Source organism: Ruegeria sp. YTSB088 (genome assembly GCF_059609825.1).
Window position 1 is genome coordinate 204,043 of the sequence record NZ_JBXWMM010000002.1, and the last position, 21,469, is coordinate 225,511.

Annotated in this window: 20 protein-coding genes; 13 read left to right on the plus strand and 7 right to left on the minus strand. The window is 57.5% G+C overall.

Features of this window, described 5'->3' with window-relative positions:
- Positions 1-2 precede the first annotated feature (2 nt).
- A complete protein-coding gene (locus tag AC2FFA_RS03900; RefSeq protein WP_496681116.1) occupies positions 3-389 on the plus strand; it encodes a DUF2147 domain-containing protein in 387 nt (128 codons plus the stop codon).
- Between the two features lie 44 nt (positions 390-433).
- Here AC2FFA_RS03900 and AC2FFA_RS03905 read toward each other — a convergent pair whose 3' ends face one another.
- Entirely contained in the window at positions 434-4,222 is a 3,789-nt protein-coding gene (locus AC2FFA_RS03905) for an efflux RND transporter permease subunit (protein WP_496850069.1), read from the minus strand.
- Positions 4,219-5,445 (minus strand): efflux RND transporter periplasmic adaptor subunit, encoded by a 1,227-nt coding sequence (locus AC2FFA_RS03910; RefSeq protein ID WP_496850071.1) that lies wholly within the window; start codon positions 5,443-5,445, stop codon positions 4,219-4,221. The genes AC2FFA_RS03905 and AC2FFA_RS03910 overlap by 4 nt, the downstream gene beginning before the upstream one ends.
- 226 nt (positions 5,446-5,671) lie before the next feature.
- Here AC2FFA_RS03910 and AC2FFA_RS03915 point away from each other — a divergent pair, with 226 nt between their 5' ends.
- The 3 genes from AC2FFA_RS03915 to der are packed head-to-tail and all read left to right on the plus strand — an operon-like array spanning position 5,672 to position 9,225.
- Positions 5,672-6,343 (plus strand): hypothetical protein, encoded by a 672-nt coding sequence (locus AC2FFA_RS03915; RefSeq protein WP_299894231.1) that lies wholly within the window; start codon positions 5,672-5,674, stop codon positions 6,341-6,343.
- Positions 6,344-6,389: 46 nt separating this feature from the next.
- The gene (locus tag AC2FFA_RS03920) at positions 6,390-7,712 is read left to right on the plus strand and encodes a PQQ-like beta-propeller repeat protein (RefSeq protein ID WP_496850073.1); all 1,323 of its coding nucleotides are present in this window, start codon (positions 6,390-6,392) and stop codon (positions 7,710-7,712) included.
- Between the two features lie 49 nt (positions 7,713-7,761).
- Complete coding sequence (der, locus tag AC2FFA_RS03925; protein WP_496850075.1) at positions 7,762-9,225, plus strand: ribosome biogenesis GTPase Der; 1,464 nt, start codon at positions 7,762-7,764, stop codon at positions 9,223-9,225.
- Between the two features lie 24 nt (positions 9,226-9,249).
- Here der and AC2FFA_RS03930 read toward each other — a convergent pair whose 3' ends face one another.
- From AC2FFA_RS03930 to AC2FFA_RS03940, 3 genes are read right to left on the minus strand one after another with little or no spacing between them, the layout of a single operon-like run.
- Positions 9,250-9,720, minus strand: coding sequence for a hypothetical protein (locus AC2FFA_RS03930; RefSeq protein ID WP_496671465.1), 471 nt, complete (start codon positions 9,718-9,720; stop codon positions 9,250-9,252).
- Entirely contained in the window at positions 9,713-10,144 is a 432-nt protein-coding gene (locus tag AC2FFA_RS03935; protein WP_496850077.1) for a hypothetical protein, read from the minus strand. The genes AC2FFA_RS03930 and AC2FFA_RS03935 overlap by 8 nt, the downstream gene beginning before the upstream one ends.
- Positions 10,141-10,533: a hypothetical protein gene (locus AC2FFA_RS03940; protein WP_496850079.1), complete on the minus strand. Its 393-nt coding sequence runs from the start codon at positions 10,531-10,533 to the stop codon at positions 10,141-10,143. The genes AC2FFA_RS03935 and AC2FFA_RS03940 overlap by 4 nt, the downstream gene beginning before the upstream one ends.
- 448 nt (positions 10,534-10,981) lie before the next feature.
- Here AC2FFA_RS03940 and AC2FFA_RS03945 point away from each other — a divergent pair, with 448 nt between their 5' ends.
- Positions 10,982-11,965, plus strand: coding sequence for a fatty acid desaturase (locus AC2FFA_RS03945; protein ID WP_117872665.1), 984 nt, complete (start codon positions 10,982-10,984; stop codon positions 11,963-11,965).
- 93 nt (positions 11,966-12,058) lie between these two features.
- The gene (locus AC2FFA_RS03950) at positions 12,059-12,679 is read left to right on the plus strand and encodes a helix-hairpin-helix domain-containing protein (protein WP_496850081.1); all 621 of its coding nucleotides are present in this window, start codon (positions 12,059-12,061) and stop codon (positions 12,677-12,679) included.
- A 57-nt stretch (positions 12,680-12,736) separates the two neighbouring features.
- Here AC2FFA_RS03950 and serS read toward each other — a convergent pair whose 3' ends face one another.
- Both serS and AC2FFA_RS03960 read right to left on the minus strand, forming a co-directional pair.
- Positions 12,737-14,029, minus strand: a complete 1,293-nt coding sequence (gene serS, locus AC2FFA_RS03955) for a serine--tRNA ligase (protein ID WP_496850083.1) — start codon at positions 14,027-14,029, stop codon at positions 12,737-12,739.
- Positions 14,030-14,101: 72 nt separating this feature from the next.
- Complete coding sequence (locus tag AC2FFA_RS03960; protein ID WP_496850085.1) at positions 14,102-15,766, minus strand: mechanosensitive ion channel family protein; 1,665 nt, start codon at positions 15,764-15,766, stop codon at positions 14,102-14,104.
- A gap of 201 nt (positions 15,767-15,967) precedes the next feature.
- Between AC2FFA_RS03960 and yajC the strand changes: the two genes are divergently transcribed.
- From yajC to ccmB, 7 genes are all read left to right on the plus strand, one after another.
- Entirely contained in the window at positions 15,968-16,255 is a 288-nt protein-coding gene (gene yajC / locus AC2FFA_RS03965) for a preprotein translocase subunit YajC (protein WP_117868574.1), read from the plus strand.
- A gap of 33 nt (positions 16,256-16,288) precedes the next feature.
- The gene (gene secD, locus AC2FFA_RS03970) at positions 16,289-17,950 is read left to right on the plus strand and encodes a protein translocase subunit SecD (RefSeq protein ID WP_299894144.1); all 1,662 of its coding nucleotides are present in this window, start codon (positions 16,289-16,291) and stop codon (positions 17,948-17,950) included.
- 1 nt (position 17,951) lies between these two features.
- Positions 17,952-18,920, plus strand: coding sequence for a protein translocase subunit SecF (gene secF, locus AC2FFA_RS03975; protein WP_117868576.1), 969 nt, complete (start codon positions 17,952-17,954; stop codon positions 18,918-18,920).
- On the plus strand, positions 18,913-19,665 hold the full coding sequence (locus AC2FFA_RS03980) for a sulfite exporter TauE/SafE family protein (RefSeq protein ID WP_299894140.1): 753 nt from the start codon (positions 18,913-18,915) through the stop codon (positions 19,663-19,665). The genes secF and AC2FFA_RS03980 overlap by 8 nt, the downstream gene beginning before the upstream one ends.
- Before the next feature lie 12 nt (positions 19,666-19,677).
- Positions 19,678-20,031: an Mth938-like domain-containing protein gene (locus AC2FFA_RS03985; RefSeq protein ID WP_496850089.1), complete on the plus strand. Its 354-nt coding sequence runs from the start codon at positions 19,678-19,680 to the stop codon at positions 20,029-20,031.
- 143 nt (positions 20,032-20,174) lie between these two features.
- On the plus strand, positions 20,175-20,789 hold the full coding sequence (gene ccmA, locus AC2FFA_RS03990; RefSeq protein ID WP_496850091.1) for a heme ABC exporter ATP-binding protein CcmA: 615 nt from the start codon (positions 20,175-20,177) through the stop codon (positions 20,787-20,789).
- Positions 20,786-21,442, plus strand: coding sequence for a heme exporter protein CcmB (ccmB, locus tag AC2FFA_RS03995; protein WP_496850093.1), 657 nt, complete (start codon positions 20,786-20,788; stop codon positions 21,440-21,442). Before ccmA ends, ccmB begins: the two co-directional genes overlap by 4 nt.
- The last annotated feature ends 27 nt before the right edge of the window (positions 21,443-21,469 follow it).

The window sequence follows — 21,469 nt, forward strand, 5'->3', positions numbered from 1 at the left end:
GAATGAAATCACGACTGTCGGCTATTGTGATTACGACCTGTCTGCCAGTCGTTTTGGCCGCCGATCCCATCGTAGGTGTCTGGAAGACTGAGCCTGACCGCAAAAACCTGATCTCGCACATCAAAATCACGGCATGTGGGGATAAGTTCTGTGGTCAGATTCTTTCGGCCTATGACGCGTCTGGCAAGGAAGTCCAGACGCCGAATATTGGCAAAAAGCTGTTCTGGGATGTAACCGGTGAAGGCGGTGGAAAATACGGTGGGGGCGAGTTCTGGGTCCCGTTGATCGACGTGGATGCCGTGCCACAGATGACGTTGCAGGGGGACAAGTTGTCGGTCAAAGGATGCGAACACGAGATTTGCGCGCATCAGACATGGTCTCGATTGTGATGACGGCCAATGAAAAAGGACCGGTAATACCGGTCCTTCTCGTCTTATTCAGCGGCTTTCAGTGGCGACCCAGAAGGATGATCAGATTGTTTTGATCGGCTGTCCTGCTCAGGCCTTCCTGAATGCGTTTCATCCTCCCAGACAATCTCAGTGGCCTGCATCTGACGGGCAGAGCGTCCGATCGCCATGTCCTGCGCGATCTGGCTGGATCGACCTGCAGTCACGCGGGCTAGAACACGGCTGAGCCAGATAGCGTAGGTTGTCACCCAGACCCGCAAAGCCAGAAGCGACGGGGTCACAATCAGGGTCAGAACAGTCGCAATACCCAGACCAAAGACCACCGCCGTGGCCAGCTGCTTCCACCATAGGGCGGTGGGGCTATCGATCGAATAGCCGCCATTGATGAAGTCCAGCGACAAGCCGAACATCATCGGCGTCAGACCGGCCATCGTTGTCAATGTGGTCAGCAAAACCGGACGGATACGCGATTCCGCGGTGCGGATGATCGCCTCGATCCGGGGCATATAGCTGCTGTATTCCTGATAAGTATCGATCAGAACGATATTGTTGTTCACCACGATACCAGCCAACGCCACGATGCCGGTTCCGGTCATGATGATCGAGAAGGGCTGTTCCATCACGATCATGCCGATCAAAACCCCGGTGGTCGACAGAATGACCGCCAGCAGAACCAGAACCGAGTTGTAGAACGAGTTGAACTGCGCCAGCAGGATCACGAACATCAGCCCCAGGGCACCCATGAACGCGTTCACCAGGAAAGCTCCGGATTCTTCCTGCTCTTCCTGATCACCGGTCCATTCCCAGCTGATCGCGCTGGCGAACGGGCCGGTGTCCAGCCATTCCGTAAGAACCGCAATACGTTCGTTCGGGTTTATCAGTGAGAACTGAGCGTCACCGTCTTCAATTGCGCTGCGCAGCTGATCGACGCTTTCTGCGCCGGTCAGTTGCACCAATTCGTACGACTTTCCGCCCGCAGCGTTCAACACAGTGCCAGTAGCTGTGTAGCCTTCCGCCACTTCACGCATGACGGCCAGCCTTACGGGGTGCCCATCGGGGCCTTCGATCACGACCTTGCTCAGACCCGGTTCGACATCCGCTTTGACGTCATAGTATCGCTGCTGGTCGACGCGGTTGATCTCGGCCAGTTTGGCCACGGGCTTACGCGTCACGAAGTTGGACAAAGGCACCAAACCGTCCGGCGTGCGGACCTTGAGTGCATCCAGCGTCGATAGAACGCGGTCTTCTTCCGGCAAACGAACGCGAATTTCGATTTCTTCATCATTGCTGTCCGGGCGCATTTCGCCCAGAAGGATGCCGCGCGTGACCAACTGAACCATGGCACCAACAGTAGCCACATCAGCACCGAACCGACCGGCCTTGGCGACGTCCACGTCGATTTGCCAGTCGATACCGGGCAGGGGTAGGGTGTCTTCGGTCTTGATCAGGCCCGGCGTGGTGTCGAAGACCTCGCGGGCGGTGATCGCTGCCGCGGTCAGGTCTTCCCATCCGTCACCCTTGATGCGCAGATGCACAGGCTTGGCCGAAGCAGGGCCTTGCTCCAAGGGCAAAATCTCAACGATGATGCCGGGTATCGTCGCAAGTTGGGCATTCAGCTCATCAATTACGAAATCGCCATCATATTCGGGGGCAACGAAGTGCCGCTCGAACAAGCCCCATAGGGCGGATTCCGAGATGTTGGGTCGATCCTCCCACGGGATGATTTCGAACTGAACCCGGCCCACTGTGTCGGCCGGAGCCTGAGCGCCACCGTTATTCTGGTTCAGGCCGCCTTCGCCCGCAAAGGCAAAGACATTTATGACCGCAGGATGAGATCCGATGATCTCTTCGGCCTGAAGAACCATCGCGTCTTTTTCCGCCAAGGACAGGTTCCCGCGAGCACGAACATATGCGGTGGCCTGTTCAGGTTCGCTTTCCACGAAGAATTCAACACCTCGGGATTCCTGGGGGAACCAGACGAATGTCACGAAATACACCGCAGAGAAAACAACCAACAGAGAGACGATAGGCATGATCGGGTTGCCGACCAGGAACCGGATCACATGGCCAAACGCAGTGTGTTCGTCCGCAGTGTGAACATGGTCCTCTTCGGCGCGTTCAATTTTCGCCGCGCTCAGGGTTACGGACCCGGCAAACGCCCCGAACAGGAACAACAGTGCGCCGGCGATCGAGCCACCGGGCAGCAGGTAGTTTGGGTTAAGGACCTGCATCGCGCCCAGAAAGATCATGTACAGCGACGGCGGCACCATCAACACCCGTACCCACCATGGCGTGCGGGCCCGCAACCATACCGAGGACCGGTCGAAGATGCGGCTTAGCCGACCGGAAACACCGCCCATGACAGGCAGATAGATCAGCGCCACAATCAGTGAAGCCGACAGAACGAAGATCAGCGTGACCGGCAGCATTCCCATGAACTCGCCAGGAATACCGGGCCAGAACAACATGGGCAGGAACGCGCACAGCGTCGTCGCGGTCGAGGACACGATGGGCCAGAACATGCGCTGGGCGGCCTCGACATAGGCATGCATCGGGCCGACGCCTTCCTTGATGCGTTTGTCGGCGTATTCCACAACCACGATGGCGCCATCCACCAGCATCCCCACAGCGAGGATGAGGCCGAACATCACGATGTTGGAAATGCTGACGCCCATGACGGCGAGAAACGCAAAACACAGCAGGAACGAGGTCGGGATCGCAAATCCGACCAGCAGGGCGGCCCGCGTGCCCAGCGAGGCAAGAACCACGATCATCACCAGCGCGATTGCAGTCAGAACCGAGCCTTCAAGCTGGCTGACCATCGAGCCGACGATGCGGCTCTGGTCGTTCGATGTACCCAGGTCAACCGCCGCCTGAAGCTCGGGCGGCCATTTGGTCTTTGCGTTAGCTATAGTCTCTTTCACCTGCGCGACGGTGTCGATCAGGTTATATCCCTTGCGTTTGACCACCTGCAGCGCAACGGTCGATTCACCGTTGAAACGGGCCGTGCCTTCACGGTCTTCAAAGGTGTAATTGATCTGCGCCAACTCACCCAATGTAACGACCCGGTCACCATTGACCTTGATCGGCAGGCCATAAACATCCTGTGCGGTTTTGAAAGACGACGGAATCTTGACCGAGAATGTGCCCTGTGCGGTTTCAACCTCACCGGCCGCGATCAACTGGTTGTTGTTCCGCACCACGTTGATCAGTTCGTCCGCTGTCACGTTGTACGCCTCAAGCCGCAGCGGGTCGATCACAACCTCGAGCATCTCGTCGCGATTGCCTGCGATGCCGGCTTCGAGAACGGAATCCAGAGCCTCAAGATCGTCCTGCAGATCCTTGGCGACACGGGCCATCGTGCGTTCGGGAACGGAACCGGTCAGGTTCACGATGACGATCGGGAATTCGGAAAAGTTGATCTCGGTCAGGGAATATTGCTCTGCGCCTTCGGGGAAGTCCGCCTGAGCTGTGTTCATCGCGTCACGCACGTCCGCCATGATCGCGGTTTTATCCCAACCGAAGTCAAATTCCAGCGCGACCCCTGCATAGTTTTCGGCAGCGGTCGAGGTCATTTCCTTGAGCCCGTCGAGATCTGCCAGTTCGGTCTCCATCGGCTTGATCAGCAGGTTTTCAGAATCCTCCGCGGAAATTCCGGGAAACTGCACTGATACAAACAGAGCGGGGATTTCGATATCCGGCTCGCCTTCTTTTGGAAGCGAGACATAGGCAAATCCGCCTATAACGAGCGAGATGGCGATAAATGCCAATACCATTCGGGCCCGATCAGCAGCCCATGCGACAACGCCGGTCATTGGGATGCTTCCCGATAGGTCGGCGCAACGGTTACACCGCGTGTAACGAATTCCTGACCGACAACAATAATATCCGTCGTTTCGGGAAGGCCGTCGATCCACACGCCCTCTGCCGTGTCACGCAGAATGCGCACGGCCATGAAATCGACGACATTGCCGGCACCGACCGTACGGACGCCCAATTGACCTTCGTTGCTCAGGGTCAGTGCGGATTGAGGCAGCAGGTGTGCCTTGGTGCCCTCTGCCGCGATGCGAATGGTCGCGGTCTGACCGTCGCGAATGGTCAGATCCGGGTTCGGAACCGTGATTTCAACTTCGAAGGTGCGTGTTGTCTCATCCGCCGAGCGGCTAAGAAAGGTGACGCGGCCGCCAAGCTGCCGACCGGTGACCAGTGTCGCCGACGCCTCGGACCCCACCTGAACACGGTTGACCTCGGTTTCCGGAACATACCCGACCAGTTTGATCGGATCGAGCTGAATAACAGTCGCGCACAGGGACCCGGGCTGCATCAGGCTGCCCAATTCGGCGGTGTCGCTTTCCAGCAGACCCTTGAATGGGGCTTTGATGGTCAGGCGGCCAACCTCTCGCTGCGCGGCTTCGACAGCCGCTGCGGCGGCTTCGATTCCGGCCCGTGTGGCCTCCAGTCCGGCTTCTGCCGATTTAACACCTGCCTTGGCCGTGCTCATCGCAGCCTCGCTGGAAATCCGGCGGGTTTCCGAAGCAAACCCGGTTTCCGCCAGCTTGCGCGAAGCAGTCAGGTTGATTTCGGCCTCGGCCACAAGGGCGTGCGCCTCTAACAAACGGGCTTCAGCCTCGGGGATGCGGCTTTCAGCTTCCAGTTTGCCAGCCAGGGCTTCGGCCAGTTGTGCCGGGCGGGTGCCGGGGTCGAGTTCACATAGGACATCCCCTGCCTCTACAAACGTGCCTTTGCGCTTGGGCTCCGAGATGACCGTGGACGTGGTTTCAGACAGAACTTCTACCTGCCGGTTCGCCTTGGTTTGTCCACGCAGCAGGACCGCGCTGTCAATTTCGCGCGCCTGCGAACGCAGGGCGACTACGCCAACGGCAGTAAAATCGGTATCGTCGGTTTCAACGGCTTCTGTCTGCGCCGCTTCTTCTGTGTCTCCTCGTCCGGCGAAGGCGAACAAAGAGTCACGCTCAAAAACAAGATAATAAAGCGCAACAATAACCAGAAGGGCGTTGATGAAAGAAATCAAACGCATACAGTATTTCTCCTAGAATTCGGTGCCAACAATAGCGGGCCTGTCTCGCTATGAAATGGGGCGTCGGCCGTGTAATTTCTACACTAAACTGAATAGTTCGGTTTAGTTTTTTTCGCAAGAGTGAAGCCAAGCCGTGAAAATGTGCAAAATCGGACCCTTGGCTTGGCGTTGGTGCCGGGGTATGACATGGCGCACTTATGCGAGACACACAGCCCAGGGGGCAGGAATGAGCGACACCGACAGTTTCATTGATGAGGTCACGGAAGAGGTGCGCCGCGACCGGATGTATCTGCTGCTGCGCCGCTGGGGCTGGGTTGGTGTGGCGGCCGTCGTGCTGATTGTTGGCGGAGCGGCGTTCAATGAGTACCGAAAGTCCCGCGACATGGCGCAGGCGCAGGATCTGGGTGACTCGATTCTGGCGGCATTGTCGGAAAACGATTCAGATGCTCGGGCGGCCGGGTTGCGGGATATCGAGGCAAAGTCGCCGGGCGGGGATGCAGTATTGAAGATGCTGCTGTCTGCGTCGCAGGTAGAGGCCGGATCGCGCGACGAGGCGGTCAACAGCCTGAACGCGGTTGCCATGCAGGGGGACCTGCCCGAGATTTATCGCGCGATCGCAAGCTTCAAGGCGCTGTTATTGCAAAGCGACACCCTGCCTGCTGCCGACCGTCGGCAACAGTTTGAGGCGCTGGCTGCGCCCGGTGCGCCCTTGCGTCTGCTGGCCGAAGAGCAACTGGCCTTGATTGACGTGTCCGAGGGCAATGTCGATGCAGCACTGGACCGCTTGCAAGCGCTGCGTCAGGACGCCGAGGTTGGTATCGATCTGCAACAGCGTGCGGCCCAGCTGATAGTCGCTTTGGGCGGCGAACCCGAGCCACTTGTGGCGCAACGGGGCTGACCAGGCGGGACAAAAAAGACTTAATGACAGGCGAGTTCGGAACACCATGGTAACAAGACATTTTTTCCGCGCGGGATTGCCGGTTGCGGCACTGGCTTTGACCGCATTGACCGCCTGTGAACCTCCCGAAGCGATTTTGCCCGGAGAACGTGAAGACATCCGTCCGGCATCTGATCTGGAAACGGTGGAAAAGAGCGGCTCTCAGCCCATTAACCTGCCGTCTCAAAAGGCGAACGCCAGCTGGCCGCAAAGCCCGGGGACGGCTGCTTACCGAACCACGAATGCGGCCCTGCGTACCACGCCGCAGCGGATCTGGTCCGCTTCCATCGGGCAGGGCGACTCGCGCAAACAACGGATCACCGCCGAACCAGTGGTTGCGGGAGGGTTGATCTATACGCTGGATGCGGGGGCGACCGTGTCAGCGGTTACACCGCAGGGCCAGTTGGCCTGGGATACCGACCTGATTCCGCCAAGCGACGGCGATGCAGACGCCACAGGGGGGGGCATGGCCTATTCGGACGGTGTTCTCTATGTATCGTCCGGGTTTGGGCGACTGACCGCACTGGACGCAAAAACGGGGGCAGTGCGCTGGCAGAAGCGACTGGATGCAACCGGGAGCGGCGCTCCGATGGTCAATAACGGGCTGTTGTACCTGGTAGCGGGTGACGAAACCGGTTGGACCATCAATGCCAAGGATGGCAAAATTGCCTGGCAAATCGAAAGCACGCCCAGCGTCGGTAACGTTCTGGGCGCACCGGCACCGGTGATCGCTTCGGACCTGGCAGTGTTTGCATTTGGGTCCGGTGATGTTGCGGCCACCTTCCGCCGTGGCGGAATCCGTCGCTGGAATGCTTCGGTCGCAGGAGGACGGCGGGGACGGGCAGCCGCGCAAATCGTCGACGTGACCGGCAGTCCGATGGTTGTCGGAGACACAATTTTTATCGGCAACCATTCTGGCCGGACCGTAGCCTTTGACGCTGCCACGGGTGAACGCCGCTGGACCGCTGATGAGGGCGCGGTTGACACTGTCTGGCCCGCAGGCAACAGCATTTTCCTGATCAGTGATCGCAGTCAGCTGGTGCGCTTGAACGCGGCGGATGGCTCGGTCGTGTGGGCGCAGGATCTGCCAAGTTTTGTCAAGGACAAGCGAGGCCGACGCGGACCGATCTTTGCACATTACGGTCCGATCCTGGCCGGAGGCCGTATTGTGATTGCGTCCAATGACGGGTATCTGCGCTTCTTCAATCCGGTTAACGGAGCACTGGTTCACCAGGTCGAAGTCCCCGGAGGCGCAACAACGGCGCCGGTTGTCGCCGGGCAAACGCTGTATGTCGTTTCCTCCAAGGGTGATCTACACGCTTTCCGTTGACGGTAAGATGCGCTAAAGGGCGCATCTTGAGTCTTGAAAGTTGAGTATCATGTCGCTGACCCTCGCCATCGTGGGGCGCCCGAATGTGGGCAAATCCACCCTGTTCAACCGCCTTGTGGGCAAACGTCTGGCCCTGGTCGACGACCAGCCCGGCGTGACGCGTGATCTGCGCGAAGGCGAAGGGCGTCTGGGTGATCTGCGCTTTACCGTGATTGATACGGCGGGTCTCGAGGATGCGACTGATGACAGTCTTCAGGGTCGGATGCGCCGCTTGACGGAACGTGCTGTGGACATGGCTGACGTCTGCCTGTTCATGATCGACGCGCGCGTGGGTGTGACACCTACGGATGAGATGTTCGCGGAAATCCTGCGCAAACGGTCCAAGCACGTGATCCTTGCGGCCAACAAGGCCGAAGGCAATGCCGCGGATGCGGGTGTTCTGGAAGCTTACAATCTGGGTCTGGGTGAACCTGTCCGCTTGTCAGGCGAACACGGTGAGGGGATGACAGACCTGTATGCACAGCTGATGCCTCTGGCTGATGCAGCAGAAGAAAAAGAGGTCGAGGAAGCCCCGCAAACGGACATTGAGCTGGACGAAGACGGTGAGGGCGATACGCCGCTGATCACCTCTGCCAAGCCCTTGCAGGTTGCGGTGGTGGGGCGTCCGAACGCGGGCAAATCCACCTTGATCAACAAGATCATTGGCGAAGACCGTCTGTTGACGGGACCAGAGGCTGGGATCACGCGAGACGCAATCAGTTTGCGGATCGACTGGGCCGACCCGGACGGCGAAAGCACTCCGATGCGGATCTTTGACACCGCAGGGATGCGCAAGAAAGCAAAAGTACAGGAAAAGCTTGAAAAGCTTTCAGTGTCAGACGGTCTGCGCGCGGTAAAATTTGCCGAGGTCGTCGTTGTGTTGCTGGATGCCGCGATCCCATTTGAACAACAAGACCTGCGTATTGCCGATCTGGCCGAACGCGAAGGCCGGGCTGTTGTTGTCGCCGTGAACAAGTGGGATATCGAAGACAACAAGCAGGAAAAGCTGCGCGAGTTGAAAGAGTCGTTCGATCGTCTGCTGCCACAGCTGCGCGGTGCGCCGCTGATCACGGTATCTGCCAAGACGGGTCGGGGATTGGAGCGTTTACGCGCCGCGATTCTGCGCGCCCATGACGTCTGGAATCGCCGGGTGCCGACCGCTGCACTGAACCGCTGGCTGACGGCCATGCTGGAGCAACATCCGCCGCCAGCCCCACAGGGCCGACGGATCAAACTGCGCTATATGACTCAGGTCAAGACCCGACCGCCAGGGTTTGTGGTGATGTGTTCGCATCCCGACAAGATGCCTGAAAGCTATACCCGCTATCTGGTCAATGGTCTGCGCCAGGATTTCGACATGCCGGGCACTCCGATCCGCCTGACGCTGCGCGGGCAGGGGGACAAAAACCCATATAAAGGGCGGCGCAAGAAAAACGCGGGTGCGCTGGCCAAGCATCTCAAGGGGCGCGGGTAAGCTGCGCCACTTGGCTTTTGCTCTCTATGGTTGGTTCGAAACATCTTGGTTCACGAAAGCCCGGCTTGCTTCAACAGCTTCTGCAAGACCGTCCGGTGTGCCGCTGGGTTGGTCAATCGTGGAAGCCAAAGCTGTTGCCGCCGCCCCGGTCGTGAATACCGATGAGATTCGCGTGCTTCCACCAAATAGTCCTTTGCTCGCATCAGCATTATTATAGGTAAGGTCAAAGTTTGAAATCAGGTTCACAGCCTCATCTGTGGGTCGGCCGCTGGTGTTTCGGGCTTTTGGAGGTACCAGCGTCGTGACACGGCGCTGCACGCCCGCATTGACCTCAACAGGAAGTGCTTTGGCAGGATCTGAGCGCAAAGCAATATTCACGCCACTACGCTCGCCATAAACCACTGCGCGGTCTTGAACTTCTGTGCAACCCGCAAGGACTAAACCGCCGAAGCCAAGGCCGAAGAAGACAGTTTTCAGTTTGGATATCTTATTCATTACCATTGTCTCCGTTTGGAGGTTTGCCGTTTTTCTTCTTTTCGCCGCAGGACAAAACCTTTGCAGCACTTTCTTGTTTTCCTTGAGTGCCTAGCGCTCTCGCCAATTTCTCAGCGGCTTCACCAGTTGAAATGACGTCAGAATAGCTAGTCAGAAATATGCTGCTGGTTGTCATGCTGGTGCAGCCGAAGACCGACATGGCTTCGCGTTTGGTTCGCGGGTTGCCGTCGGAGTCGGTCCCGGCGGGTTCGATCACCGGAACAAGCGCGGCGAAATCGCGGTCGAAGCCGATTACAACCTGGCCTTGCTGCCGATTGGCGCTGACTGCGGCATTGACGCCGACGACGGTATCATGTGCGACATAGAGCTGGTCGCCGCAGGCGCACAGGCCGCATACTCCTAATATTGGTAATAGTCCTTTCACGTTCGCGTCTCCTTCTCACATGAGGTTTCATCAAGCTGGTCAACTCTGGTCGAGGACAGGTCATCGAGATCCAGATACAGACTGCGTGCGATCTCGGCGTCTTTCTGGATATCCGCCAAAACAGCGGCCTGATGGCGACCGAGGGTCAGACCGCTCCATCTTCGGCCAAAGGCAATCTCCAGCCCTGTCGTGTCTGTCACCGATGCCGCAAGAGTTTGGTTGTTGATCAGCGCCTGACGGCCTGTCAGCTTTGTCGGTTCATCTTCGCAGTTTCCGGCAAACACCAGAATCTCGTGATAGATGCCGAAACTGAAGATTGCGGTGCCTTGCACTGTGGCGACATGTAGTCCGCGACCGCGCAACTCGTGTACAACTGCATTGCCAGTCATGATAGCCGCTGAGGATGAGGTGCCGAAAGCGTTATACGAGCACCCCGCAAGCGAGACGCAAATCAATGGCGCAAATCGCAATATAATTCTCGAAATAGTCAATCAATGGACCGTAAAATACTGGTTCATATTCTGATTGGAAGTTTCCTTAGCGTCAACTCTGTGGGTTATGCGAATGATGCTGAAGCACTTCGAGACGCGGTAAGACTGTGTTTCACAGGCGCGTCCTTCTCATGAGTGATCGCGTATTTTCTGTGTCGGTGATCCTCATGCAAGCGCGTAACTGCGCCAGTTTTCAGCATTTTAGCTCTGGGGGCGTGACAGCCCGTGTTCTGCGCGTTAGCATTCAGGTGTGTGCATCTGTCTGCACATGCATGGATTGTACGCGGTCAAGCCGCACCTAGATTTTGAACAGACAATAACAGGGCCATCGTGGGGAGCCGACTGGATGGATCTGAGGGAATACACAAGACACTACGCAGTTCAGGACAACAGATTGGCTGCACTGAGCTATTTTGGCACGTTTGCGGCGTATTTCGCATCGCTGGCTTTGGCGATCGTATTCGTGGATCGCTGGTACATCATGATCCCGGCCGGGGTTGTCTTCGCTTTTTCGGCAGTACGCCTTTATGTGCTGCAACATGATTGCGGGCACCACTCCCTGTTTGAAACGCGAATGCAAAACGAATGGGCGGGGCATGGTCTGTCCCCCTTCACCTTTGCGCCGTTCGAGGTGATGAAGCAGAACCACAATCTGCACCATGCGGGCATCGGCAACCTTGAGCATCGCGAGACCGGCGAAATTCACACCATGACGTTGCGAGAATGGAATAACGCGGACTGGAAAACACGTTTGTTTTACAGGCTGTATCGCAACCCTTTCATTCTGGTTCCGGTCGGTGCCTTGTTCACATACTTCATTCGCTACCGCTGGCCCAAGAATACTGTGCGCTTCGGTGTCAAAGGTGTTTTGCTGCACAATGCTTCGATCATTGTGTTTTTGGGCCTGTTATATCTGATCGCGGGCATGACCGGTATTTGGGTCTGGTTGGTGTTTTCTTTCCTGGGCGGAATGCTGGGTGTGTTTCTTGTGTATCTGCAACACAATTTTGAAGATACCTATTGGGATCGCCGTCCTGACCTGAACCCGCAGACTGCGGCGCTACATGGGTCTTCCGCGCTGGATTTCGGATGGTGGTTCGATACCGCCGTAGCCTGCATCACGCTACATGACATCCACCACTTCAATGCACGTATCCCCTCGTATCGGTTGCGGGCCTGCCACTATAACCTGCCGCCTGAATTCACCCCTCGTCGGATCAAATTCCCCGAGGCAGTAGCGGCTTTGAACCTCAAGCTTTGGGATGAGGATGGGAAACGCCTCGTGCCATTCCCGAAAAATGACCAAACCGCTGGGCTGGCGCATAGCTGAACCATCGGATCTGAGAAGGCAAGCGCTGAACTTGCGGATATGCATATCCAGTGTATATGCGATGAGGCAGGGCGATGGAGAAAGGACCCTTGGATGACTGTAGTGACCGACGTTAAAGGTGTGGGAGAGGCGCTGGAAAAAGCCCTTGCTGCCAATGGCTTTAAGACCGCAGAAGCGATAGCGAAGGCGTCACCCGCAGATCTGGTCAAGGTTCCTCGGGTCGGTGAGAGCCGAGCCGCCGTATTGATCGAAGCCGCAAAAGCGGCAATAGCCGCAACGCCCCCTGCGGGGAAGACTGGGGCGCGCAAGGCACCGGCACGAAAGCCGGCGGCCCAGAAGCCAACAGCTGCAAAACCAGCCGCCCGGAAGCCGGCGACGCGAAAAGCCGCCCCGCGCAAGACAGTGGCTGCTGTAGCGGCCGAAAAACGGGCTGAAGAAGCTGCACGCAAGGCGGCAGAAGAACAAGCGGCGGCTGAAAAAGCCGCAGCCGCAGCCAAGAAAAAGGCCAAGGCTAAGGCGAAAGCTGAAAAAGCTTCAAAGAAACGCAAAGAAATGGAAGCAGTGTTTTCCAAGGCCAAGGATAAGGTGAAGGCAAAGTCCAAGAAGGACAAAAAATCGAAGAAGGACGACAAGAAAAAAGACGCCAAGAAGGGCGAGAAAAAAAGTGACAAGAAGAAAAATCGCAAGAAGGGAAAGAAAAAGGCGAAGAAATAAATTCCTTCGCCCCCTCTTGCATTGTGAACCGGCGCCTGGTGGTGCCGGTTGCGTTTTTCAGGCCAGTGTGCCGTCCAGTTGCAGGGTCAGTTTGCCGCCCAGATAGGGGCTTAGGACTTCGGGCAGGGTCACGGTACCGTCCGCGTTCTGGCCGTTTTCCAGCACAGCGATCAGGCAACGCCCAACGGCCAAACCCGAACCGTTCAGCGTATGGACGTATTCCGGCTTGCCGCCACCTTCGGGACGGAACCTTGCGTTCATGCGGCGGGCCTGGAAGTCACCACAGGTCGAGACCGAGCTGATCTCGCGATAGGTGTCCTGGCCGGGCAGCCATGCCTCGATATCAAAGGTGCGGCGGGCGCCAAAGCCCATGTCACCGGTACACAAGATGACGGTACGGTAGGGGATGCCCAGCTTTTCCAGAATGCCCTCGGCGCAGCGCAGCATGCGCTTTTGTTCTTCGTCCGATTTATCCGGATGCGTGATCGAAACCATCTCGACCTTTTCGAACTGGTGCTGCCGCAGCATCCCGCGGGTGTCTTTGCCCGCGGATCCGGCCTCGGACCGGAAGCACAGGGAATGCGCGGTGTATCGGCGGGGCAGATAACTTTCCTCGATCAAAGTGTCGTTGACGATATTGGTCAGCGACACTTCGGAGGTCGGGATCAGCCACCAGCCTTCGCGGGTCTGATAGCTGTCTTCGCCAAATTTCGGCAATTGGCCGGTGCCCTGCATCATCTCGGATAGAACCAGAACCGGGCCGTTCACTTCGGTCAGCCCGTTTTCGGTGATATGGGTATCCAGCATGAACTGCGCCAAAGCGCGATGAATCCGGGCGACGCCACTGGACAGCAGCACAAATCGCGAGCCGGATAGTTTGGCTGCAGTTTCGAAATCCATGCCTTTTTGAACGGCTTCGATCTCGAAGTGTTCTTTGGGCGCGAAATCCAGTTCGCGCGGCGTACCCCAGCGGCTGACCTCGACATTGTCGTTTTCATCCGTGCCATCCGGCACGTCTTCGGCGGGCAGGTTTGCAATTCGGATCAACTGATCTGTCAGTAGGGCGTCCAGATCCTTGGCTTCGGTCTGCATACGTGCGATCTCGGCTTTTTTCTCGGCGACCAGCGCGCGCAGACGCTGGAACTCGGCCTCGTCTCCGCGACCTTTGGCAGCGCCGACTTCCTTGGACGCTTTGTTCTGTTCGGCTTGCGCCGTTTCGGCGGCCAGAATCTTGGCGCGGCGACTTTCGTCCAGCCTTAGCAAATCTGACGACACCAGCGCGTCCCCACGGCGCGCTAAAGCGGCGTCGAAAGCGGCAGGGTTTTCGCGAATGGCGCGGATGTCGTGCATGTCTCAGATCCTTGAATGCGTGAATCACTGAAACCGCTTATGCACCATCTGTCGGGCGGGGTGTAGCACCGGTTACGACTTATCAGCCTCTTCGTGGATTTCATGCGCCAGATGTCCGTCCCATTCTTCTGCCGGGATTTTTGGTTCCGGTGGATCTGCCATGTAAGACGGCGTCATGATCTGCACTTTGTTCTCGTTGAATACGGCGACAATGTTGCGATGCAGGTCCGAGCGAATTTTCGGAATGCTGCTGCCGCGGGTGGTAAAGCCGTTGATCTGATAGTTGATGGCGTAGTCGGCCAGCGCTGTCCACAGCACGAAAGGTTCAGGCTTGGCCTTGATCCCCTTGGTGCGGTTGGCCGCCTCGATCAGCATTGCTTCGACCTTTTCGGGCGACTCCTCGTATCCGATGCCAACCGTTGTGTGCAGCAGCAAACCACTGCCATCTGTTTTCTTCGAGAAATTCACGACGTCCGAATTCATCAATTGGGCGTTCGGGATTGAAATCAGCTCGTTCTTGATGGATTTCAGATGCGTTTCCATGAGTTTGATCTGAACCACGTCGCCGATATGCTTACCGATCTGAATGCGGTCGCCTATTGAAGTGGAACGGCGATAGATCACAAACAGCCCAGCCAACATGTTGGATACGACCGAGTTTGCACCCAGCGACAGCATGGCGCCGACCAGAATTGTCAGACCCTGGAAGGCGGCTGAGTCTGAGCCTGGGATGTAGGGAACGGCAAAGACCAGCGCGATCAGAATGACGACAACCCGCGCGATGTTGAACGTCGGATTGACCCAGTGCTTTTCAAAATCGTCCATTTCGAACGAACCGGCTTCGACCGCGTCGAAAAATACGCGCATGCCCTTGATGATGTACAACGTGATCCATGCGATCAGGCTCAGCATAATCAGGTTCGGGATATAGCTGAGTATACCCTTGAATATCAGCAATACGGGCTCTGTCAGATATGTCAGCAGCAGTTGCGCGAAATACCGTGTTTCAGCAAAGGCCAGAAGGACGAAGGACAGGTAGTAGTAGAAGCCAAGAAAGAAGATAACCAACAGGACAAAGTTAAGCCCGTATCGGATCAGGGCGGCTATCGCTTCGGCCTGAACGCTTTTGGCCGTCGCTGTTTCAACATCCTGCAGATAACGCTTTACCAGCTTTAGAGTGCGCCGCCTGATCCGACGGTGCAGCCATAGGATAACAAGCACGAAGACGACAAAGCCAATGGTCCATCCCGCAGCTTCAATTGCACCGGATACCCGCGCCTGCTCTGTACGGTTGGAACGGTAGGCAAGGATGGCCTCTTCGATGGCCTGACCGTGGAGAAAACCGAGGACGTCCAGCTCCATCTGGTCCAGTTCGGCATCTGCAACGGTCACGATGGATACGATCTCACCGTCGGCGCGAATGCGTATGCCCAGATCGGTCTCTTCGAAGGTGATGTCGACTGTGGGGCTTTCCGAGGCTTCGGCCACCTCAACAATCTTGTTCTGAACGCTTTCGGCCCGTTCCGGCGCGGGCAGGGCGCTGGAGCCGCGCAAGAAGAACAACATGTCGCCGTCGACGATGACGGGTGCTTTGAAACCTTCGGTTTCTTCCGCATTGGGCTCGGTGATTTCAGCAGGTGTTTCCTGGGCCTTTAGCGGCACTGCCAGGCACAAGTACAAAGTCAGCAGGGAAAGCAAAAGCGTCAACGATTGGAACGGCTTGTAACGAGTTTTCATTGTCCCCCCTGACGCCTGACTATAGCAAAATTGAGATATCTGCATAGGACATATCTGCAACGTTCAAACGGTTCTTTAGGCACCTTTGTCAGGTTGCGGCCGGTCACATGACCACCTTTGCTTGCAAACACGCATTTCAAAGCATAGGTTCCGGCCAAATTTGCGGAACGGTGCCGCAAGATCTGAACAAAGGAATATCCCATGGAAGGTGGCGCAATCGCCCAGTTTCTCCCGCTGATCCTGATCTTTGCGATCATGTATTTCCTGCTGATCCGTCCGCAGCAGAAGAAGATGAAGGAACACCAGGCCATGGTCGACGCCGTGCGTCGCGGGGACCAAGTTGTCACCCAGGGCGGGCTGATCGGAAAAGTGTCGAAGGTCAAGGAAGGCGACAACGAGATCGAAGTCGAGATCGCCGAAGGTGTTAAGGTGCGTGTGGTCAAGTCAACCATTGCTCAGGTTCTGAATAAAACCGAACCCGCGAAGTAAACTCGACTTACAATTCCTTGAAAAGGCAGGGTAATGCTGCAAATTGATACCTGGAAGCGGGTTCTGATCTGGCTGGTCTGCGTGACTGGCCTGCTCATGGCCCTGCCAAACGCGTTTTACTCGCGGGTAGAACAATCGAACGACGCCAAGGCCGCGATTGAACTGGGCGTGGATACGCCTGAGATGCAGGCCGAAGCCGGGCAATGGCCGAACTGGTTGCCCTCATCACTGGTCAATCTGGGTCTCGACCTGCGGGGCGGTGCACATCTGTTGGCCGAAGTTCAGGTGCAGGACGTCTACGAGACCCGGATGGAGGCGATGTGGCCGGAAATCCGTGACGCCTTGCGCGATGAGCGTTCAACCGTTGGAACAATCCGACGTCAGGACTCGGCCCCCGATGAGATTCGCGTGCGCATCAGCCAACCCGAGGGCATGTCGCGGGCATTGGAGGTCGTGCGCGGTCTTGCCCGTCAGGTGCAGACGCTGACCGGCGTCGGGGCCACGGATATCGAAGCACATGCCGATGGTGACACCCTTGTGGTTAAATTGTCCGAAGCAGAAAAGCTGGCCTCAGACGATCGCACAGTGCGTCAGTCGTTGGAAATCATCCGCCGCCGGATCGACGAAGTGGGCACCCGAGAGCCCACCATTCAGCGTCAGGGTGCTGATCGTATCCTGATTCAGGTGCCCGGCATCGGCAGCGCGGGCGAGTTGAAAGAGATCATCGGCACCACGGCGCAACTGACCTTTAACCCGGTTGCCGGGCGCGGCACCGACCCGGATGCCGTCGCAAGCATCGGTGAGGAAATCGTGCCGTCGATTGACGAAAGCGGCGTTTACTACACCATTGAGTCCGCGCCGGTTGTTACCGGCGAGGAACTGGTCGATGCGCAGCCTGCGTTCGACCAAAACGGTCGTCCTGCGGTCAGCTTCCGGTTCAACACGTCTGGTGCGCGCAAATTCGGGGATTACACCCGCGACAATATCGGAGCCCCCTTTGCCATCGTTCTGGACGATGAGGTGATATCGGCCCCCGTGATCCAAAGCCATATTCCGGGCGGTTCGGGCATCATCACCGGCAACTTTACAGTTGAGGAAAGCACCAATCTGGCCGTCCTGCTACGAGCGGGCGCACTGCCTGCAGGTTTGGAATTCCTCGAAGAACGTACCATCGGACCCGAGTTGGGGCAGGACAGTATCGACGCGGGCAAAGTCGCCACCATCGTGGCCTTTGTCGCGGTGCTGGTATTCATGGCGCTCAGCTATGGTCTGTTCGGGATCTTCGCCAACATCGCGCTGATCATCAACGTGGGCCTGTTGTTCGGTCTGCTGTCCATGATCGGAGCAACCCTGACCCTGCCGGGTATCGCGGGGATCGTGTTGACAGTTGGTATGGCGGTGGACGCCAACGTGCTGATCTTCGAACGTATTCGCGAGGAACTGAAATCCGCCAAAGGTCCGGCCCGTGCCATTGAACTAGGCTATGAAAAGGCGTTGTCGGCCATTCTGGACGCGAACGTGACGACGTTCATCACTGCTGTGATCCTGTTTGCAATGGGCAGTGGCCCTGTGCGCGGCTTCGCAATTACTCTGGGCCTTGGCATTCTGACCTCGGTCTTCACCGCGATCTTCGTGACGCGCCTGATGGTCGTCATGTGGTTCGAACGCCGTCGTCCGAAAATGATCGAGGTTTGAAATGAGACTGAAACTCGTACCCCAGAACACCTCGTTCGATTTCTTCAACCGCTGGAAGGTCTGGCTGGGCATCTCGGCCTTGATGATGATCGTGGCGTTCACGTCCTTCATGCTTCAGGGGCTGAACTTCGGCATCGATTTCCGGGGTGGCACCACAATCCGGACGCAAAGCGCGGTTGAGATCGACGTGGGCACCTATCGTGACGCCATCGCTCCTCTGGAACTGGGCGATGTGACCATTACCGAGATTTTCGATCCGACTTTTGCGGATGACGAAAACGTTGCGATGATCCGCATTCAGGCGCAAGAAGATGCCGAGGCTGTCGAAGCTGCGACCATCACCGCCGTGGAAGAAGCGCTACAGCTGGTTGTTCCCGACATTCAGTTCGTGTCAGTGGAATCCGTCGGCCCCAAAGTCTCCGGTGAGCTGATCCAAACTGCCGTTATCGCGGTGGTGTTGGCGATCGGCGCGGTGCTTGTCTATATCTGGCTCCGGTTCGAATGGCAGTTCGCACTGGGCGCTGTGGCGGCACTGGTTCACGATGTGATCCTGACCATCGGTATATTCTCGGAACTGCAAATCCGCTTTGATCTGGCTATTATCGCGGCCCTTCTGACCATCGTCGGTTATTCGCTGAACGATACCGTGGTCGTCTTCGACCGGGTGCGTGAGAACCTGCGGAAATACAAAAAGAAAGACCTCAAAGAGGTGCTGAACATTTCGATCAACGAGACCCTCAGCCGGACCGTCATGACCTCGGTCACCACGTTGCTGGCGTTGATCTCACTTTATGTTCTGGGCGGCGATGTGATCCGCGGCTTCGTTTTCGCGATGATTTGGGGCGTGATAGTGGGCACCTATTCATCGGTCTTCGTGGCCTCGACCATCCTGCTGTGGCTGGGGGTCAAGCGCGACTGGTCCAAGCCGTCGAACACGGCGGGCAACCAGTTTGCAAATATCGATGCCTGAGGCTTTGCAACAGGCCCTGTCCCTGCCGGGGCTGGGTTGGTTGGTACTTACCATCGGAGCCGCGGGACTTGTCCGCGGCTTCACTGGTTTTGGCACCGCGATGATCTTTGTGCCGGTGGCCACTCAATTTCTGCCGATTGCTGATGTCGTCTTTCTGATGGCGGCGACCGGGATCGTATCGACCTTTGCGTTGGCGCCGCAGGCGTGGCGCGAATGCGACAAGACCGAAATCAGCACGATGGGCATTGCGGCGGCTGTGACCGTACCACTGGGCCTATGGATCATGGCGCAGGTCGATACCGTCGTGTTGCGTTGGATCGCCTGCGGCATCACTGGTGTGACCCTGTTGGCGATCGTCACCGGCTGGCGCTGGCAGGGGCAACTGAGGGCGGGCGGACGACTGGCTATTGGCGGAAGCGCGGGCGTGGTCGGCGGCATGACGGGTCTGACCGGACCGGTTGTCATTGTATTCTACCTTGCGAGTTCTTCGGATGTACGCAAGATCCGCGCCAACACGATCATTTTTCTGGCGTTGCTGGATGTGGCCATCGTCTTCAGTATCCTGATCGGAGGTGCAGCGGATCTGTCGATCCTGTGGATTGTCCTGCTGCTGGGCTTGCCCTATCTGACTACAACACTGATCGGCAAGGCTCTGTTCGATCCGAAACTCGAACGGATCTATCGCGCGGCGGCTTACTCGGTCATTCTGATCGCAGTGGTGTCCGGTTTGCCGATCCTGGATTGAAGGAGGGAAGAAATGCGCCTGAATCAGGTTACGTTTACAGATGCCAAACCAGTTGATGGTTACGGCCCGGGGTTCTTCCGCATTGGCGGTGATGTGTTTGAAGGCGCAGTTCTGACGGGCCCTGCAGGACCTGCAAACTGGGGTGGGTATGCAGACGCGCAACCACTTCTGGAATTGTCTGACGAGATTGACGTCCTGTTGATTGGTACAGGCAAAGACATGGCCCTCATTCCCCAATCTTTGCGCACCCGGCTGGAGAGTGCCGGAGTCGGCGTCGAAGTCATGAATTCACCGGCTGCGTGCCGCACCTACAATGTCTTGCTCTCTGAAGGTCGCCGAATAGCGCTTGCTCTGATCCCGGTCTGACGGGATCCTTCATCGGGCTGAAAATATCCCGGGGTGTATGAGGGGCTGGCCCCTCACTCGGTCCTCTCTCAACAGGGCTCTCACAACCGAACTGCGGCAAATCCCACCTTTTGCCTCTGATGACATTCCGATAAGCGGGTGTCATGAGTCTGATTGTAACTGACCTGTCGATCACCCGTGGTGGCATTCCCGTCCTGGAGCATCTCAGCTTTCAGCTGCCTCCGGGCAAAGCCCTGATTCTGCGCGGCCCGAACGGGATCGGCAAAACGACCCTTCTGCGCACATTGGCCGGGTTGCAGCCGCCGCTGGACGGTGAGATCCAGGGGGCAGATGACCAGATCGCATATGCGTCCCATTCAGACGGGCTGAAACCGACGCTGACGGTGACTGAAAACCTGACGTTCTGGGCTGCTGTCTTTGGCACTAACGGTATTCAAACCGCGTTGGATGCTTTCCAGCTGAATGAGTTGGCGGACCGTCACGCAGGAAACCTGTCGGCAGGTCAGAAACGGCGGCTGGGACTGGCACGAATGCTGGTCACCGGGCGGCCGATCTGGATGCTGGACGAGCCGACCGTTTCGCTGGACAAAAATGCGGTGCAAATGTTCGCCGATGCAGTCCGCGCGCATCTGGGTCAGGGCGGGTCAGCCCTGATCGCGACCCATATTGACCTTGGCCTGGATGGCGAGGTTCTGGACGTCGGCCCGAACAAGGCCAAACCCAAACCCATTGACGATTTCGACGGAGGCTTCCTGTGATCGCCCTTTTGCTGCGCGACCTGAAACTGGCCTTCCGCGCGGGCGGCGGGTTTGGGTTGGGTCTGGCCTTTTTCCTGATCGTGACCGTAATGGTGCCGTTTGCAGTGGGGCCACAATCCTCGCTGCTGTCCACCATTTCGCCCGGTGTGCTCTGGCTGGGGGCGTTGCTGGCGTGTCTGTTGTCTCTTGACCGTCTTCTGGCGCTGGACTGGGAGGACGGATCGCTGGACCTGCTGGCCACGGCACCGCTGCCACTGGAATCTGTTGTGACCATCAAGGCGCTGGCCCACTGGCTGACCACAGGCCTGCCTTTGGTTCTGGCTGCGCCCTTTCTGGGTGTCTTGCTTAACCTGCCTGTGCCGGGCTTCTTATGGCTTGTCACCTCGCTGCTGATCGGAACCCCGGCCATGAGCGTGATCGGCACATTCGGCGCAGCCCTGACCGTCGGCCTCAAGCGCGGCGGTTTGCTGTTGTCACTGTTGGTCTTGCCGCTCTACGTCCCCACCCTGATTTTCGGGGCCGAGGTCGCCCGGCGTGGGGCTACAGGGATGGACGTGCAGACGCCGTTGTTGATGTTGGCAGGGATCACGGCCGCGACGATCGCATTGTTGCCTTTTGCCAGCGCTGCTGTGTTACGTATCAATCTGCGGTGAACCGTCCTAGCTTTGACTGATGTCAAT